Consider the following 15,474-nt stretch of genomic DNA (forward strand, 5'->3'; position numbering starts at 1 on the left):
CGCGCGGGTGGGCGTCCACCCGCGCGCCGCGCCGGTCAGCCCAGGGTCAGGCGCTCGATCGCGGTGACCGGGTCGTGCTCGGCGTAGACCTTCGCCAGCCGGGCCGCGTTCTCCCGGAACGAGTCGTCCGTCGCGGCGGCGCCCATCTCGACCAGCAGCTCGTTGAGCCGGGCCCGGTGCCACGCCGGCCTTCTCCCGGCCGATGGCGACGTCTCTCGCGTCGTAGTCGGCGATCCCGGGCAGCGGCGTGAACCTCAGGCCGGCGCTTTCCACCGACTCCCGGAACGAACTGCCCGCCAGCACGGTGATCTGGTGGCCGCACGCGGCCTACATGCGGCAACGGCCCGAACTCGCCGGGCAGCGGCGGTGCCGCCACGATAATTTCGCCATCCGCGGCCTGCCGGTGTCAGTGAGTGTGTGCCGGTGTCAGGTGAGCGTTGCCGGCTGGCGACCGGCCGGCTCCGCCTGATCTGTCCCAGCCGGTTCTGACTCGGCCCGGTGTGACTCGGCCCGGTGTGATTCGGCCGGGTCTGATTCGGCCGGGTCTGATTCGGCCGGGTCTGCTATGGCGGGGCGGCGCATCCGGCCGGCCAGGCCGATTCCGATCGCGGCCAGGACGGCGCCGGCGCTGACCGCGCCCACCACCATGGTCGGCACGTCGAGCAGCTTCAGCGCGCTGGCCAGCAGCACGATCACCAGCGCGGTGCGGACCAGGCCGGCCGGGGCGCGGGAGGAGATGCGCGCACCCAGCAGCACACCCGGGATCGAGCCGACCAGGACCGCCGCCGCGATGTCCAGATGCAGGTCGCCGAAGAGGGCGTGACCCAGCGCGGCCGCGGTGACCAGCGGGATCGCCTGCACCAGGTCGGTGCCGACCAGGTCGTTGGCGCGCAGCTTCGGGTACAGCGCGAGCAGCGCCACGATGATCAGGGAGCCGGAGCCGACCGAGGTGAGGCCCACGATGACGCCGCCGGCCGCGCCGAGCAGCACGGTGGGCAGCGGACGTACGGTGATCGGCGCGGGCGGGCCGTCGCCCCGGCGCTTGCGGGCCGCCCAGGACTTGAGCAGCAGGCCACCGGCGGCGAGCAGCAGGGCCACGCCCAGCGCCACCTTGATGGCGTGCTGCACGTCGGCGTCGTCACCGAGCAGGCGCAGCAGCAGTACCCCGAGGAACGCGGACGGCACGCTGCCCACGCACAGCCAGCCGACGAGTCGCCAGTTGACCGTGCCGCGCCGGGCGTGCACCACACCGCCGAACGGCTTCATCACCGCGCTGGCCGCCAGGTCGCTGGAGACGGCGGCGACCGGTGGCACCCCGAAGACGAGGACCAGCACGGGGGTCATCAGCGCGCCGCCACCCATGCCGGTCAGTCCGACGATGATGCCGACGCCGAGACCGGCGAGCGCCAGGGTCAGATCCATCCGGCAAGTCTCGGCGAGAATCCCTTCCTTGTCTACTAACTTGGTTGACTTTATCGAGTTTTACTCCGTGGGTGTCGCCGCCTACTCACACCACGGAGAAGTCCGGCGGCAGCGTCCCGCGTCCGGTCAGCGCCCGGAGCACGCCGGTGCCGTCGCCCGCCGCCACCGCGATCCGGGCGGCATGCGCGGTGGCCTCGGCCAGGGCCGGCTCCGGCAGGTTGAACGACACCCCGGCCGCGGCACCGATGTCCAGCCCGTGCACCACCAGTTCGAACGTGCGGGTCGGCAGCCAGTCACGTATCCGGATGCCGCCGATCAAGGTGCTGATCACGTCGTCGTCGCGTGCGTCGGCCACCGCGGCGGTCGCCCGGCCGACCAGATCCCGAACGGCGATCGCCGGCGAATCGCCCAGATCCCGGCCGACCGTGCGGGCGTTCTCGGTCGACGCGTGCACCGCGGCCGCGTACACGTCGGCCGGAACCGTCCGGGTGAAGGCCCAGAACCCCTCCGGCGTGTCGACCACCGGAGTGGCGTCCGGGGTGGTGGGCCGCAGCACCTGGTGCAGGCCGGACGTGACGGCGTGGCCGACCAGGTCGCGCACGGTCCACGAGCCGAGGCCGGGACCGTCCCAGCGGTCGGCCGGCACGCGGGCGACCAGGTCGGCGAAGGAGACGGCGGCGGCGCGATAGTTGCGGCGGAAGTCCATCCCGGCACCCTGTCATGCCGGGCGCCGGGACCACGGTCTCGACCCGGGCTTTCGTGGGTTTTCGCCGGGTCGCCCGTACCGTCGTGCGGATAGGGTTCCGGGATGACCATCGGGGAAGCGGCAATCAGGAGCCTCCGGGCGGACCCGGCGGCCGCGGCCATCCACCGCTCGCTCGACTTCTACTACGGCGACCCCGGCCACGACGCCGCGCTGGACGCCCTGTACCGCGCGTTCGTGCGCCCCGGCGACCTGGTGTTCGACGTCGGCTCGCACGTCGGCGACCGGATCGGCAGCTTCCGCCGGCTGGGCGCCCGGGTCGTCGCCGTCGAGCCGCAGCCGCTGTGCATCCGCGCGGTCCGCGCCATCTACGCCGGCGACGACGACGTCATCCCGGTCGAGGCGGTATGCGGCACGGAACCGGGAACCGTGACGTTCTACGTCAACTCCGGAAATCCCACGGTGTCCACCGCATCGCCCGATTTCGTCAAGGCGGCGGACGGTGCCGGCGGGTGGCAGGACCAGGTCTGGGACTCCCAGATCGACGTGCCGTCGACCACGCTCGACGCGCTCATCGACCGGTACGGCGTGCCCGCCTTCGTGAAGGTCGACGTCGAGGGTTACGAGGATGCGGTGCTGGCCGGCCTGAGCCGGGCGCTGCCCGCGCTGTCGTTCGAGTTCACCACGATCGAACTCGCGGTCGCCGGGCGCTGCCTCGACCGGTTGGAGACGCTGGGGTTCGACCGCTTCAACGTGGCGCTGGGCGAGAGCATGGCGATGACCTTCGGCACGTGGGTCACGGCGGCCGAGATGGCGGCGCACCTGGGTTCCCTCCCGCACGAGGCGAACTCCGGCGACGTCTACTGCCGGTCCCGGAACGGCTGAGTCGCCGGGCATCCGGCCGGCCGGGTGCTACTCGGTGGGCTGGATTTCGCGGGCGGAGCCGTCCGCGGGCCGTGACGGCTTGCGGTCCTGCGTGTGCTGCATGTGACCGCTAACAGTCACCCATCGGTGGCGAGCGTCCACAGCGGACGCAGCGATGTTTCTTGGCTGTGACGGCTTGACGACGAGAATGTTAGCGATAACACTCCGAGTGGGGGATCGACCGGTATGAAGGCGTGGTGACCGAGGAGGTCTCGACATGGCCCAGGGAACCGAACGCCTGAGCGAGCGGCGTCCGGGGCCGGTTCCGGTGCGCTCGGTCGTCGAAGGCGTCGCCGGGTCCCGCATCGAGCTGCGTCAGCTGCGGTACTTCGTCACGCTTGCCGAGGAGCTGCACTTCGGCCGGGCCGCCGCGCGCGAGCACATCGCGCCGTCGGTGCTCAGCTCGCAGCTGCAACGGCTGGAGCGGGCCCTCGGCGTGTTGCTGGTCGACCGGGCCACCCGGCACATCGCGCTGACGCCGGCCGGTGCCCGGTTCCTGATCGAGGTGCGGCAGATCCTGGAACATGTGGACCGCGCTGCCACGGTGGCGCAGGGGATGGCGTCGGCGGCGCCGACGCTGCGGGTCGGCATGCTGGACGAGGCGTACGACGCGGTGCGCCCGGTGCTGCAGGCGGTCCAGGCGCGGCACCCGGAGCTGGAGATCCACCAGATCACCGCCGGCGTCCCGGAGCAGTGCCGGCTGCTGGTGGACGGGCGGCTCGACGTGGGCATCGGGCGGGTCAGCGGGGCCTCGCCGGCGGTGGCCTCGGAACTGTTCCGGCTCGACCCGCTCGGCGTGCTGGTGGCGGCCGGACACCCGTTCGCGGCGATGGCCAGCGTGCCGGTGGCGGCGCTGCGCGGCGAGCAACTGCTGCTCGCCGACGAGGAGCGGGCGCCGGAGTTCACCTCGTTCGTGGCCGAGGTGTGCCGGGTGGCCGGGTTCTTCCCGTCGTTGTTCCACGGCAGCGTGCAGACCCTGCGGGCCGCGGTGGACCTGGCCGGGCAGGGGCGTTGCGTGCTGTGCCTGCCGGCCTCGGCGGCGCCGCGCACCGACGAGGTGGTCTGGCGGCCGCTGGTGCCGCAGGTCCCGCGCTATCCGTGGTCACTGCTCTGGCGGGCGCAGGACCCGTCCCGCTACGCGCTGTCCCTGGTGTCCACGGCCCGGCGGCTGGCCGGCGACCGGGGCTGGCGCACCGGCACGGAGGACCTGGCAAGCTGAACCGGCCCGGGCCGAACCGCCGAAACACGGCCCGACCCGGGCAATGATCACCCGGGGTGCCCGGAGCGAGCCACCGCGCCGATCACCCCAGGTACTCAGAGCAAGCCAGAGCAGGCTCAGCTCAGCCGGATCATGCTCCAGGACAGCGGCGGCAGCGCGGCCTGCAACCGGCCCCCGTCGAGCTTGGGATCGTCCAGCCGGCGGGGCACCACCCGGTCCGGATGCGCCATGTCGTTGATCGCGTCCGGGTCGTCGTCGGCGATGCAGGTGTGTTCGGCGCTGGTCAGCGTCGTCCACGCCCGCAGGTCCACGTCCAGCGCGATCGGTTCGGTCAGGTGCCGGTTGACCGCGAACAGCACCACGCCGCCGGTGTCCTCGTCCCACACCGCGACCGCGTCGACCAGCGGGACCTCGCCCTGTTCGGCGGTGTCGTACACGGCGACCTGCGGCTCGACCCGCAGCACCGTGCCCCGGCCGAAGCGGGAGGTGAGCGCGAACGGGTGGAAGGTGGCCTGCCGCCAGGACGCGCCGCCCGGTTCGGTCATGATCGGGGCGATCACGTTCACCAGCTGCGCCAGGCAGCCGATTCTGACCCGGTCGGCGTGCCGCAGCAGGCTGATCAGCAGGTTGCCGACGACGACCGCGTCGGTGACCGAGTAGACGTCCTCGATCAGCCGAGGGGTTTCGGCGATCTCCAGGTTGGTTTCACCGGCGAAGCGGCTCTGGTACCAGACGTTCCACTCGTCGAACGAGATGCCGAGTCGCTTCTTGTGCCGTCCGGTGGCCCGGACGTGGTCGGCGGTGGCCACGACCGCGTCGATGAACCGGTCCATGCCGGCCGCGGCGGCCAGGAAGCTGCCCCGGTCGTCGCCGTGCTGCTGGTAGTAGCCGTGCATGGAGACGTGGTCGACGACGTCGTACGTCTCGGCCAGCACGGTCGACTCCCAGCTGCCGAACGTCGGCATGTCCAGGCTGGAACTGCCGCACGCGACCAGTTCCAGGGTGGGGTCGACCTGGCGCATCGCCTTCGCGGTCTCGTGCGCCAGCCGGCCGTACTCGTGTGCGGTCTTGTGGCCGATCTGCCAGGGCCCGTCCATCTCGTTGCCGAGACACCAGACCTTGATCCGGTACGGGTCCGCGGCGCCGTGCGCGCGGCGCAGGTCGGACCAGTAGGTGCCGCCCGGCACGTTGCAGTATTCGACCAGGGACCGGGCCGCGTCGATGCCCCGGGTGCCCAGGTTGACCGCCATCATCGTCTCGGTGCCGACCGTTGCCGCCCACTTCTGGAACTCGTCGACGCCGACCCGGTTCGTCTCGATCGAGCGCCAGGCCAGGTCAAGCCGGCGCGGCCGTTCGCCGACCGGGCCGATGCCGTCCTCCCAGCGGTAGCCGGAGACGAAGTTGCCGCCGGGGTACCGCACGATCGGCACGCCGAGTTCGCGTACCAGATCCGCGGTGTCCTGCCGGAAGCCGTCGGCGTCGGCGCTGGGGTGACCGGGCTCGTAGAGGCCGGTGTAGACGCACCGGCCCAGGTGTTCGACGAACGAGCCGTAGAGCCGGGGGTCGACGGTGCCGATCCGGAACGCCGGGTCGACGGTGAGGCGAGCTGACTGCATGTTTTCTTCTTAACCTTTCAGGCCGGTGCCGGCGATGCCTTCGACAATGTTGCGCTGGAAGAGGAGGAAGACGGCGACGAGCGGGATGGCGCCGAGGATGGCGGAGGCCATGGTGTCGGCGTACCGGATGCCGAACGCGCCCTGGACCGTGGCCAGACCCACGGGGATCGTCATGATGTCGGGGTTGCTCAGCACCAGCAGCGGCCAGAGCAGATCGTTCCATGATCCGACGAAGGTGAAGATGGCCACCGCGGCCACCGCGGGCCGGGCCAGCGGCATGATCACCCGCCGGTACACCCGGAAGTAGCCGGCGCCGTCGATCCGGGCGGCCTCCTCCAGGTCGCGGGGCAGGCCGTCGAAGAACTGCTTGAAGATGAAGACCGCGATCGCGGTGGGGATCTGCGGGAGGCTGACCGCCCAGTACGTGTTGAGCAGGCCCAGCGCGTCGAACTCGCGGAACTGCGGCACGATCAGCACCTGCCCGGGGATCATGATGCCGGCCAGGACGAACCAGAAGACCACGGTACGGCCGCGGAAGCGCATCCGGGACAGCGCGAACGCGGCGAGGCTGGCCACCAGGACCGTGCCGGCGGCGCTCATCGTGGCGATGATCAGGCTGGAGCCGAACCAGTTCAGGATGGCGGTCTCCTGCAGCTGGCGGGAGAACGCGCCGAGCGTCGGGTCCTGGATCGCCCAGGTGGTGTTCGTGGTCTCGGCGTTCGGCTTCAGCGCGGTGTCCACCGCCCAGGCCAGCGGGACCAGCCAGAGCAGGGCGAAGGCGATGAGAACGCCGGCACAGATGCGGTTGAACAGCCTGACCCGCTTCTGCACCCGTTCCACGGTGACGGCGCCGGTGGCCACGGCTCAGACCTCCCTCTCCTGGCGGCGGACCAGGGTGAACCACACGGCCGAGACCGCGAGGACGATCAGGAAGAACAGCGTCGAGACGGCGGCGGCGTACCCGACCCGGAAGTTGGTGAAGCCCTCGTCGTAGACGTACTGCAGGATCGACCGGGTGGCGAAGTTCGGCCCGCCCTGGGTCATCAGGTACATCTGGTCGAAGACCTTGAGCGAGGCGATCACCTGCAGCACCGCCACCAGGGTGGTGGTCCGGGCCAGCATCGGGATGGTGATCCGGCGGACCTGCTGCCAGGGACCGGCGCCGTCCATCGCGGCCGCCTCGTAGAGCTCGCGGGGCACCTCCTGCAGCCCGGCCAGGTACAGGATGAAGTTGAAGCCGAGCGTCCACCAGATGGTGGTGATCGCCAGCGACGGCATGGCCCAGGTCTCGCTGCCCAGCCAGACCGGCGCGGTGATGCCGATCTTGCCGAGGGTGACCTCCGCCAGCCCGATGACCGGGGTGTAGATGAAGATCCAGATCAGCGCGACCACGGCCGAGGGCAGGATGAACGGCGCGAAGAACGCCAGCCGGAAGAACCAGCGCCCGCGGGCCACCCGGTCGGCGAGCAGCGCGAACAGGAAGGCCAGCAGGATCAGCGGCGGCGTGGTCAGGATGGTGAACCAGACCGTGTGCCACAGCGACGACCAGAAGTCGGGGCTCCGCAGGGCCTCGGCGTAGTTGTCCAGGCCGGCGAACCCGGACAGTCCCGGCTTGACCAGGCTGGTGTTGAAGAAGCTCATCACCAGGCCGTACAGCGCGGGTCCGATGATGAAGGCGAGATAGAGGATCAGGAACGGGGCGAGGAAGCCGAACGCGGGCAGGCCGCTGCGGGCGCCCCGGGACGACGGCGGCGCGGGTACGGGCGGGACCGGGCGGGCCCGGGTGGCGGTTCCGGTGGACACCGACGACCCCCTAGATCGGTGATGCGGTGGTCGCGAGCGCGGTGAGCTTGTCGCGTATCTGGGCCAGAGCGGCCGCGGGCGACTGTTGTCCGCCCAGCACGGTGGAGACGCCGGAGCCGGTGACGGTCTCGAAGTTGGAGCCGGATCCGCTGTACCAGCCCTCCGGGTCGTACGCCGCACCCTCGGCCGCCGCCGCGTAGTTCGACTGCGGGGTCATCGCCCGGTACTCGGCGCTCTCCAGGAACGGCCGCCAGGACGGCACGTGCCCGCCCTCGGTCCAGACCCTGCTCTGGTCCAGCATGGAACGGACGAACAGCAGCGAGCGGTCCAGCCGGGCCGGGTCGTCGTCGGGCTGCCGGGGCAGCACCAGGGTGTGCGAGTCGGCCTGCACGGCGTACCGTTCGCCGCCGAACAGGTTCGGGAACAGCGTCATCGAGAACGGCAGCCCGACGGTCTGGAACGTGGAGATCTCCCACTCGCCCTGGAAGTAGAAGCCGGCCTTCTGCTCCGCGAACAGCGCGATCGAGCCCTGGTAGTCGACGCCGGCCGGGAACAGCCCGCCGGCGGTCAGGCTCTGCAGGAACGTCAGCACCCGGGTGGCCTTGGCGTCGTCCAGCACCACCCGCCGCCCCTCGTCGGCGAGCATCTGCCCGCCGAGCTGGCTGTAGAGCGACTGGAAGATGCGCCACGGCGTCGACGGTTCACTGTTGATCGCCACCACGCCGCCGAACGCGCCGGTGACCTTCCTGGCGCGGGCCATGGCGTCGGTGAACTTCTCCGGACTGTCCAGCGGGGTCAGCGCGCCACCGGAGTCGAGCAGGCCGGCCTTCTCGCAGACCTCGGTGTTGTAGAACATGACGAACGGGTGGGTGTCCAGCGGGATGGCGTACGCCTTGCCGTCGACCAGGCCCGCCTCCCAGGTGGCCGGGGTGAACTTGTCCGGCGTGATCCCGTGCCGGGCCAGGTCCTCCGGCCGCAGTTCCTGCAGCAGGCCGGAGCGGACCATCGACTTCATCCGGGTCAGGTGCGCGACCGCCACCTCGGGCGGCTTGTCGCCCACCGTCGCCAGCGACAGCTTGGTGTAGTACGGATTGCCCCAGGCCAGTGTGACCGCGCTGAGGTCGACGCCGGGGTTGGCGGTGCGGAAGCCCTCGAGCATCTGTGCCATCCGGACGCCGTCGCCGCCGCCGAACAGGTTCCAGTAGTCGACGGAGTCGGGTTTGTCGGTGCCGGTGGTGAGCCCGCTGAGCACCGGGGTGGAGCATCCGGCAAGGCCGGCGCCGAGGCCCAGCCCGGCCACCGCAGCGGCGCTCCGCAGCAGGTCACGGCGGCTGAGCCCGGTCCGGCCGGCGCGTCCGTCGCGTTGGCTGGTCATGGTCGGAGCCTGCGCCGGGGGCGGAGCCGGGTCCAGAGATCGGCACGTGCCAGATCGAGAACGCTCGGACGCGAAACGAGAAGTGGCAGACCGCGGAGTAACCGCCTTCTTTCGCATTTGCGCTCCGGGAACCGCTCTCGGCCGAAATAGTGACAAGTGGGGTCAGGATCCAGGAAGGGTGCTTGCGCATGCGCAACGGGCGTATTCCCATCGCGGTGAAGCTCGCGGCGGTGGCTGTGGTCGCCGTACTCGGTGTGCTGATCCTGGCGTTCGCCCGGATCTCCGACATCCGCCCGGCCGAGATGGAGGCGCGGCAGACCAAGACCCGCCACCTGGTCGAGGTCGCGCACTCGGTGCTGGCCGGGTACCAGAAGCTCGAGGCGGACGGGGCGATGTCCAAGGACGAGGCCCAGAAGGCGGCCAAGGACGCGGTCAAGGCCATGCGGTACGACAAGGTCGAGTACTTCTGGATCAACGACCGTGGCCCCACCATGATCATGCACCCGACCAGGCCGGAACTGGACGGCACGGACCTGTCCAAGAACGCCGACCCGAACGGCAAGCTGCTGTTCGTCGAGATGGTGAACACGGTGAAGGCCAACGGCGCCGGGTACGTCAGCTACCTGTGGCCGAAGCCGAACCACAAGGACCCGGTGCCGAAGCTGTCGTACGTGTCCGGCTTCGAGCCGTGGGGCTGGATCATCGGCAGCGGCATCTACATCGACGACGTGGACGTGATCGTGGCCGACAAGCGCGGCGAGGTGCTGGCGCAGACCGGCGTCGTGCTGGCGCTGCTGCTGGCCGGCCTGTGCACGGTCAGCCTGGCGATCTCCCGTCCGGTCCGCCGCCTGACCCGCACGCTGGACCGGCTCGCGGCCGGCGACCTCGACGTGGCGGTGCCGCCGGCCGGCCGCGACGAGTTGGGCCGAATGGCCGGGTCGGTACGCACGCTGCAGCAGAACCTGCGCGCCAAGCAGGACCTGGAGCAGCAGAACACGCAGCTGCAGCAGCGGGCCGCCGCGGACCAGCGGGCCGCCGCCACCGAGCTGGGCGCGCGAGTGGAGACCGTGGTGCGGACCGTGCTGGACCGGATCACCGAGGCGGTGGCCAGCATGCAGTCGGCCGCCGCGGACCTCACCGCCACCACCGGCGACCTCAGCGACGCGGTGGACGAGATCTCCGGGCAGGCGGCCGAGTCCACCGGCACCGCGACCCAGGCGGCGGAGGAGGCGAACCAGGTCAGCGACACGGTGACCGGCCTGACCACGGCCGCGGAGACGATCGGCGGGGTGATCGAGGTGATCCGTACCGTCGCGGCGCAGACCAACCTGCTCGCGCTGAACGCCACCATCGAGGCGGCCCGGGCCGGCGAGATGGGCAAGGGTTTCGCGGTGGTGGCGAACGAGGTCAAGGAACTGGCCCAGCAGAGCGCGGCGGCCACCGACCAGATCGCCGCCGAGGTGGAGGCCATCCAGGCCACCTCGCACGACGCGGCCACCGTGATGGCCCGGATGGCGCAGACCGTACGGTCGCTCGGTTCGGCCACCGGCCACGTGGCCACCGCGATCGCCGGCGGCGACGGCGCCCGGAACAGCGTCCGGGAGACCGCGCACCGCACCGGCGACGTCGCGGTCCGGATCCAGCAGGCCTCCGACCAGCTGACCCGCGAGGCGGACCGGATCAGCACCGAGTTCGCCGCGCTCATCGAGCAGATGGTGGACGCGCGCCGGTGACGACGGCTCCCGGCCGGACCGCGGGTACGTCCGGCGCCCGCCGGGTATGAGCACCGGCATGGAGCAACTGCAGTGGCTCGCCGTGGTACGCCACGGCCAGAGCACCGGCAACGTCATCGCCCAGGACGCCGAGTCCGGCGGGCTCGAGGCCATCGACATCCCGGAGCGCGACGCGGACGTGCCGCTGTCGGCGACCGGGCGGGACCAGGCCGAGGCGGTGGGCCGGTGGCTGACCGGCCGGCCGCCGGCCGAGCGCCCGGAGATCGCGGTGGTCTCGCCGTACCTGCGGACCCGGCAGACCGCCGAACTGGCGCTGGCCGGCACCGGCATCCCGGCCGTGGTGGACGAGCGGCTGCGCGACCGGGAGCTCGGCGTCCTGGACCTGCTGACCGGCCGGGGCGTGGAGGCCCGGCTGCCGGACGAGGCGGCCCGGCGCCGGCGGCTCGGCAAGTTCTACTACCGCCCGCCCGGCGGCGAGAACTGGGCGGACGTGCTGCTGCGGCTGCGCGCGCTGCTCCGCGAGCTGCGCGCGGACCATCCGGACGGCCGGGTGCTGCTGTTCGGGCACGAGGCCACCGTGCTGCTCGTGCGCTACCTCGCCGAGCACCTCAGCGAGGCGGAACTGATGGACATCGCGCACCGGACCGCCGTCGCCAACACCTCGATCAGCAGCTGGCGCCGGGCCGGCGACGACCTCAAGCCGGAGTTGTTCAACTCCGTCGACCACCTGCACCGCGAGGGCACCCCGCCGACGAAACAGGAGGACGTCAATGCCGAGCCGGTCTGACACCCCGCCCGCGGTGATCACCCCGCGGCTGCTGCGCGAGTGGCCGCTGCCGGATCCGCAGGGCGGCAAGGAGTCCCGCGGCACCGTCCTGGTGATCGGCGGTTCCCGGGTCACCCCCGGCGCCGTCCTGCTGGCCGGCGTGGCCGCGCTGCGGGCCGGCGCCGGCCGGCTGCAGCTCGCCGTCACCTCGAGCACCGCCACCGCGCTCAGCATCGCCGTGCCGGAGGCCAAGGTGGTCGGACTCCCGGAGACCGACGCCGGCTCGGTCTCCGGCGAGGTGCCGGACCATCTGCTGGAACTCGCCGCCGAGGCGGACGTGCTGGCGGTCGGGCCCGGCCTCGACGACGTCGAGCAGACCGCCCGGCTGATGCGCGCGGTCCTCGGCGCCGCCGCCAAGGATGCCGCGGTGGTGCTGGACGCGCACGCGCTGGGCGCGCTGAGCCGGGACGCCGGCCTGCTCGCCGACCGGGACCTGCGCGCGGTGCTCACCCCGAACCTCACCGAGGCGGAGATCCTGCTGGGCCGCGGTCCTGGGGAGGACCTCGGCGCGGCGGCGCGCGAACTGGCCGCCCGGCACCGGGCCGTGGTGTCGCTGTACGGCCACATCGCCGCACCCGACGGGCGTCTCTGGCGGGAGGAGAGCGGCGACGCCGGGCTAGGCACCTCGGGCAGCGGCGACGTCCGCGCCGGCATCGTCGCCGGGCTGCTCGGCCGCGGCGCCGAACCGGCACAGGCGGCCTGCTGGGGTGCGTTCGCGCACGCGGTCAGCGGCCAGCGGCTGGCACCCCGGTACGGCCGCACCGGGTTCCTGGCCCGGGAACTGGTAGACGAGGTGGCGTACACGATTGCGACGGTGTGAAGCGGGTACCCGCTTGTCATCACCGAAGGGAAGGGAGGCACCCATGACCACCGCGCGCGAAATCATGACGCCCGACGTCACCTGTGTCGGCGAGAAGGAGAGCCTGGCCGACGCCGCGCAGAAGATGGCCGACCTCGGCGTCGGCTCGCTGCCGATCTGCGGTGACGACAACCGGCTCAAGGGCATGCTCACCGACCGCGACATCGTGGTGAAGGCGCTGGCCAAGGGCCGCAGCGCGACCGACGTGACGGCCGGCGAGCTGGCCGAGGGCAAGCCGGTGACGATCGGCGCCGACGACGACGCGCAGGAGATCCTGCGCACGATGAGCCAGTACAAGGTACGCCGCCTGCCGGTGATCGACGGCCACCAGCTGGTCGGCATCGTGGCGGTCGCGGACGTGGCCCGGGCGCTGCCGGACCGTCCGGTCGGCGACCTGATCGACGCGCTCTCGTCCTGACCTGCCCCGGGACCGGTTCGGGGCAGCGGGCGCACCGGGAGTTCTGCTAAATAGGACTCCATGACTTCTTCTCCCCGCGCGGAGGGTACGGTCGACCGCCGTACCCTCCTGCGTCTGGCCGGACTATCCACCGGCGCGACCATCGTCGCGGCCGCCGCCGGGACCGGGACGGCCGCGGCCGCCGAGGGGGCCTTCCGGCACGGCGTCGCCTCCGGTGACCCGCTGCCCGGCGGCATCCTGCTGTGGACCCGGGTCACGCCCACCGCGGACGCGGTGCCCGGCTCCGGCGCCGGACCGGACGTGACCGTCGACTGGCAGATCGCGTCGGACGCCTCGTTCGCGACCGTGGTGCGCTCCGGTGTCGCGGCCACCGGGCCGGCCCGGGACCACACCGTCAAGGTGGACGTCGACGGGCTGGAACCGGCCACCACGTACTGGTACCGCTTCGGTCTGTCCGGCGTGTGGTCCCCGACCGGGCGGACGATGACCGCGCCGGCCGCCGACGCGCCCGTCACCCGGCTCCGGCTGGGCGTGGTCAGTTGCGCCAACTGGGAGGCCGGCTACTTCGCGGCGTACCGGCACCTGGCCGAGCGCGGCGACCTCAACCTGGTCGTGCACCTCGGTGACTACCTCTACGAGTACGGCACCGGCCAGTTCGCCGCGGCCGAGACGGTGGTGCGCCCGCACCTCCCGGCGCACGAGACGCTGACCCTGGAGGACTACCGGATCCGGCACGCGCAGTACAAGACGGACGCGGATCTGCAGGCGCTGCATGCCTCGGTGCCGTGGATCATCACCTGGGACGACCACGAGGTCGCCAACGACATGTGGTCCGACGGCGCGGAGAACCACACGCCCGGCACCGAGGGGGACTTCGCGGCGCGCAAGGCGGCGGCCCGGCAGGCGTACGCGGAGTGGATGCCGGTGCGGCTCGGCGCCGACGGTGCGATCTACCGGCGGCTGCGCTACGGCGACCTGGTCGAACTCTCCATGCTGGACCTGCGCACGTACCGGTCGCAGCAGGCCACCGGCCCGGCCGTGGACGACCCGGACCGCACCATCGCCGGCGCCGACCAGCTGCAGTGGCTCACCGACGGACTGGTGGAGTCGACCGCCGCGTGGAAGCTGGTCGGCAACCCGGTGATCATCTCCCGGCTCGACCTGGCCACGCTGCCGGCCTGGCTGCTGGGTCCGCTCGCCGAACTGCTCGGCATCCCGAGCAACGGCGTCGTGCTCAACCCGGACCAGTGGGACGGCTACAACGCCGACCGGGAACGCCTGGTCGACGCGCTGCGCGCCGCCCGTACCCGGGACGTGGTGTTCCTCACCGGGGACATCCACACGTCCTGGGCCAACGAGCTGACCACCCGCGACACCGGCCCGTCGAACCCGGCCGCGGCCGAGTTCGTGGTGCCGTCGGTGACCAGCGACAACATCGACGACTTCCTGAACACCCGGCCGGGCGGCCCGCTCAGCGTGTTCGCCGCCGAGCTGATCCGGGCGACGAACCCGCACGTCAAGTGGCTGGAGCTGGACGGGCACGGCTTCGGGGTGCTGGATCTGTCCCCGTCCCGCTGCCGGATGGACTGGTACCACCTGGCCGACCGGACCAGCGCGGGCAGCGGGTCGAGCTGGGTGGCCGGGTGGTCGGTGGGACGCGGCTCGTCGCAGATCCGGCGGGAGTCCGCCCCGGCCTGACGACGGTCAGACCAGGTCGACCACCTCGCCGCGGCGGATCGCCCGTACCCCCGGCAGTTTGCGCTGCTCGCAGCGTCCCAGATAGGCGCTCAGCGGCGACTTGAAGACTCGGTAGTCGTCGTAGTGGATGGGCAGGGTGAGGCGCGGCCGGATCAGCTCGGTGAGCGCCGCACCCTGCTTGTCGTCCATGGTCAGCAACAGGCCCAGCAGCCGGGTGCCGCCCAGGTGGATCAGCATGGTGTCGATCTCGCCGCACCGCTGGGTCACCTCGGACAGGAACGGCCGGTACAACGTGTCGCCGGTGATGTACAGGCGGACCACCCGGCGGCCGTCCACCCCCAGTTCCAGCACCGAGCCCATCACGTCCGGCAGCAGCCGGTCGACGAACCCGGGACCGTGCCGCCCCGGCACGGCGGTCACCCGCAGCCGCTGGGAGTCCCGCTCCCAGACGTGCGACTCCCAGACGCCGAGGCCGCCCGCACCGCGGAATCCCCTGCGCCGCAGCTTCCGCCCGGCCTGCGGGGTGGTCAGGATCGGCTGGTCGCGGGGTACCTGCTCGCGGGCCGCCCGGTCGAAGTGGTCGCCGTGCAGGTGGGACAGCAGGATGCCGTCCAGCGGCGGCAGGTCCGGGTACCCCAGGGCCGGGTCCTTGAGCCGCCGGGTCCAGGCGCCGTACCCGAGGTGGACGCGGGTCCCGGCGTGCCCGAACGCCGGATCGGTGAGCAGTGTGAAGGCACCCAGCTGCAGCAGCGTGGTCGCATTGCCCACGAACGTCACGGTGGCCCGGGTCGGCGAGGTCATACGCGGCGACTACCCGCAGGGGACGATTGTTAACGCTTCTTCCGGTGATCCCGAACCGCCACGGCACGTCGTGTGCC

At 71.8% G+C, this 15,474-nt stretch carries 14 protein-coding genes; 7 read left to right on the forward strand and 7 right to left on the reverse strand.

What is annotated here, in order from left to right:
• Window positions 1–426: 426 nt before the first annotated feature.
• Together LDL48_RS32735 and LDL48_RS32740 are read right to left on the reverse strand one after the other, a co-directional pair.
• On the reverse strand, window positions 427–1,422 hold the full coding sequence (locus LDL48_RS32735; RefSeq protein ID WP_225258994.1) for a sulfite exporter TauE/SafE family protein: 996 nt from the start codon (window positions 1,420–1,422) through the stop codon (window positions 427–429).
• Window positions 1,423–1,507: 85 nt separating this feature from the next.
• A complete protein-coding gene (locus tag LDL48_RS32740; protein ID WP_225258995.1) occupies window positions 1,508–2,128 on the reverse strand; it encodes a maleylpyruvate isomerase N-terminal domain-containing protein in 621 nt (206 codons plus the stop codon).
• Between the two features lie 102 nt (window positions 2,129–2,230).
• Between LDL48_RS32740 and LDL48_RS32745 the strand changes: the two genes are divergently transcribed.
• Together LDL48_RS32745 and LDL48_RS44285 are read left to right on the forward strand one after the other, a co-directional pair.
• The gene (locus LDL48_RS32745) at window positions 2,231–3,010 is read left to right on the forward strand and encodes an FkbM family methyltransferase (protein ID WP_225258996.1); all 780 of its coding nucleotides are present in this window, start codon (window positions 2,231–2,233) and stop codon (window positions 3,008–3,010) included.
• A 256-nt stretch (window positions 3,011–3,266) separates the two neighbouring features.
• Window positions 3,267–4,268: a LysR family transcriptional regulator gene (locus LDL48_RS44285; RefSeq protein ID WP_272493112.1), complete on the forward strand. Its 1,002-nt coding sequence runs from the start codon at window positions 3,267–3,269 to the stop codon at window positions 4,266–4,268.
• A gap of 116 nt (window positions 4,269–4,384) precedes the next feature.
• Here LDL48_RS44285 and arfA read toward each other — a convergent pair whose 3' ends face one another.
• Genes arfA through LDL48_RS32775 form a run of 4 tightly spaced genes read right to left on the reverse strand, consistent with a single transcriptional unit; the run spans window position 4,385 to window position 9,062 of the window.
• A complete protein-coding gene (gene arfA, locus LDL48_RS32760) occupies window positions 4,385–5,884 on the reverse strand; it encodes an arabinosylfuranosidase ArfA (protein WP_225258997.1) in 1,500 nt (499 codons plus the stop codon).
• A 9-nt stretch (window positions 5,885–5,893) separates the two neighbouring features.
• Window positions 5,894–6,745 carry a carbohydrate ABC transporter permease gene (locus LDL48_RS32765; RefSeq protein WP_225258998.1) on the reverse strand — a complete coding sequence of 284 codons (852 nt, stop codon included), beginning with the start codon at window positions 6,743–6,745 and terminating at the stop codon, window positions 5,894–5,896.
• Window positions 6,746–6,748: 3 nt separating this feature from the next.
• Window positions 6,749–7,687 (reverse strand): carbohydrate ABC transporter permease, encoded by a 939-nt coding sequence (locus LDL48_RS32770; RefSeq protein ID WP_225258999.1) that lies wholly within the window; start codon window positions 7,685–7,687, stop codon window positions 6,749–6,751.
• Window positions 7,688–7,697: 10 nt separating this feature from the next.
• The gene (locus tag LDL48_RS32775) at window positions 7,698–9,062 is read right to left on the reverse strand and encodes an extracellular solute-binding protein (protein ID WP_225259000.1); all 1,365 of its coding nucleotides are present in this window, start codon (window positions 9,060–9,062) and stop codon (window positions 7,698–7,700) included.
• A 188-nt stretch (window positions 9,063–9,250) separates the two neighbouring features.
• Here LDL48_RS32775 and LDL48_RS32780 point away from each other — a divergent pair, with 188 nt between their 5' ends.
• From LDL48_RS32780 to LDL48_RS32800, 5 genes are read left to right on the forward strand one after another with little or no spacing between them, the layout of a single operon-like run.
• Entirely contained in the window at window positions 9,251–10,795 is a 1,545-nt protein-coding gene (locus LDL48_RS32780) for a cache domain-containing protein (RefSeq protein WP_225259001.1), read from the forward strand.
• A 58-nt stretch (window positions 10,796–10,853) separates the two neighbouring features.
• The gene (locus LDL48_RS32785) at window positions 10,854–11,582 is read left to right on the forward strand and encodes a histidine phosphatase family protein (RefSeq protein WP_225259002.1); all 729 of its coding nucleotides are present in this window, start codon (window positions 10,854–10,856) and stop codon (window positions 11,580–11,582) included.
• Complete coding sequence (locus tag LDL48_RS32790; RefSeq protein ID WP_225259003.1) at window positions 11,566–12,441, forward strand: NAD(P)H-hydrate dehydratase; 876 nt, start codon at window positions 11,566–11,568, stop codon at window positions 12,439–12,441. The genes LDL48_RS32785 and LDL48_RS32790 overlap by 17 nt, the downstream gene beginning before the upstream one ends.
• Window positions 12,442–12,484: 43 nt before the next feature.
• Window positions 12,485–12,898 carry a CBS domain-containing protein gene (locus LDL48_RS32795; protein WP_225259004.1) on the forward strand — a complete coding sequence of 138 codons (414 nt, stop codon included), beginning with the start codon at window positions 12,485–12,487 and terminating at the stop codon, window positions 12,896–12,898.
• Window positions 12,899–12,958: 60 nt separating this feature from the next.
• Window positions 12,959–14,596, forward strand: a complete 1,638-nt coding sequence (locus tag LDL48_RS32800) for an alkaline phosphatase D family protein (RefSeq protein ID WP_225259005.1) — start codon at window positions 12,959–12,961, stop codon at window positions 14,594–14,596.
• 6 nt (window positions 14,597–14,602) lie between these two features.
• Here LDL48_RS32800 and LDL48_RS32805 read toward each other — a convergent pair whose 3' ends face one another.
• Complete coding sequence (locus LDL48_RS32805) at window positions 14,603–15,397, reverse strand: MBL fold metallo-hydrolase (protein WP_225259006.1); 795 nt, start codon at window positions 15,395–15,397, stop codon at window positions 14,603–14,605.
• Between the last annotated feature and the right edge of the window lie 77 nt (window positions 15,398–15,474).

The organism is Jidongwangia harbinensis, assembly GCF_020216025.1.
GTDB lineage: Bacteria > Actinomycetota > Actinomycetes > Mycobacteriales > Micromonosporaceae > Actinoplanes > Actinoplanes harbinensis.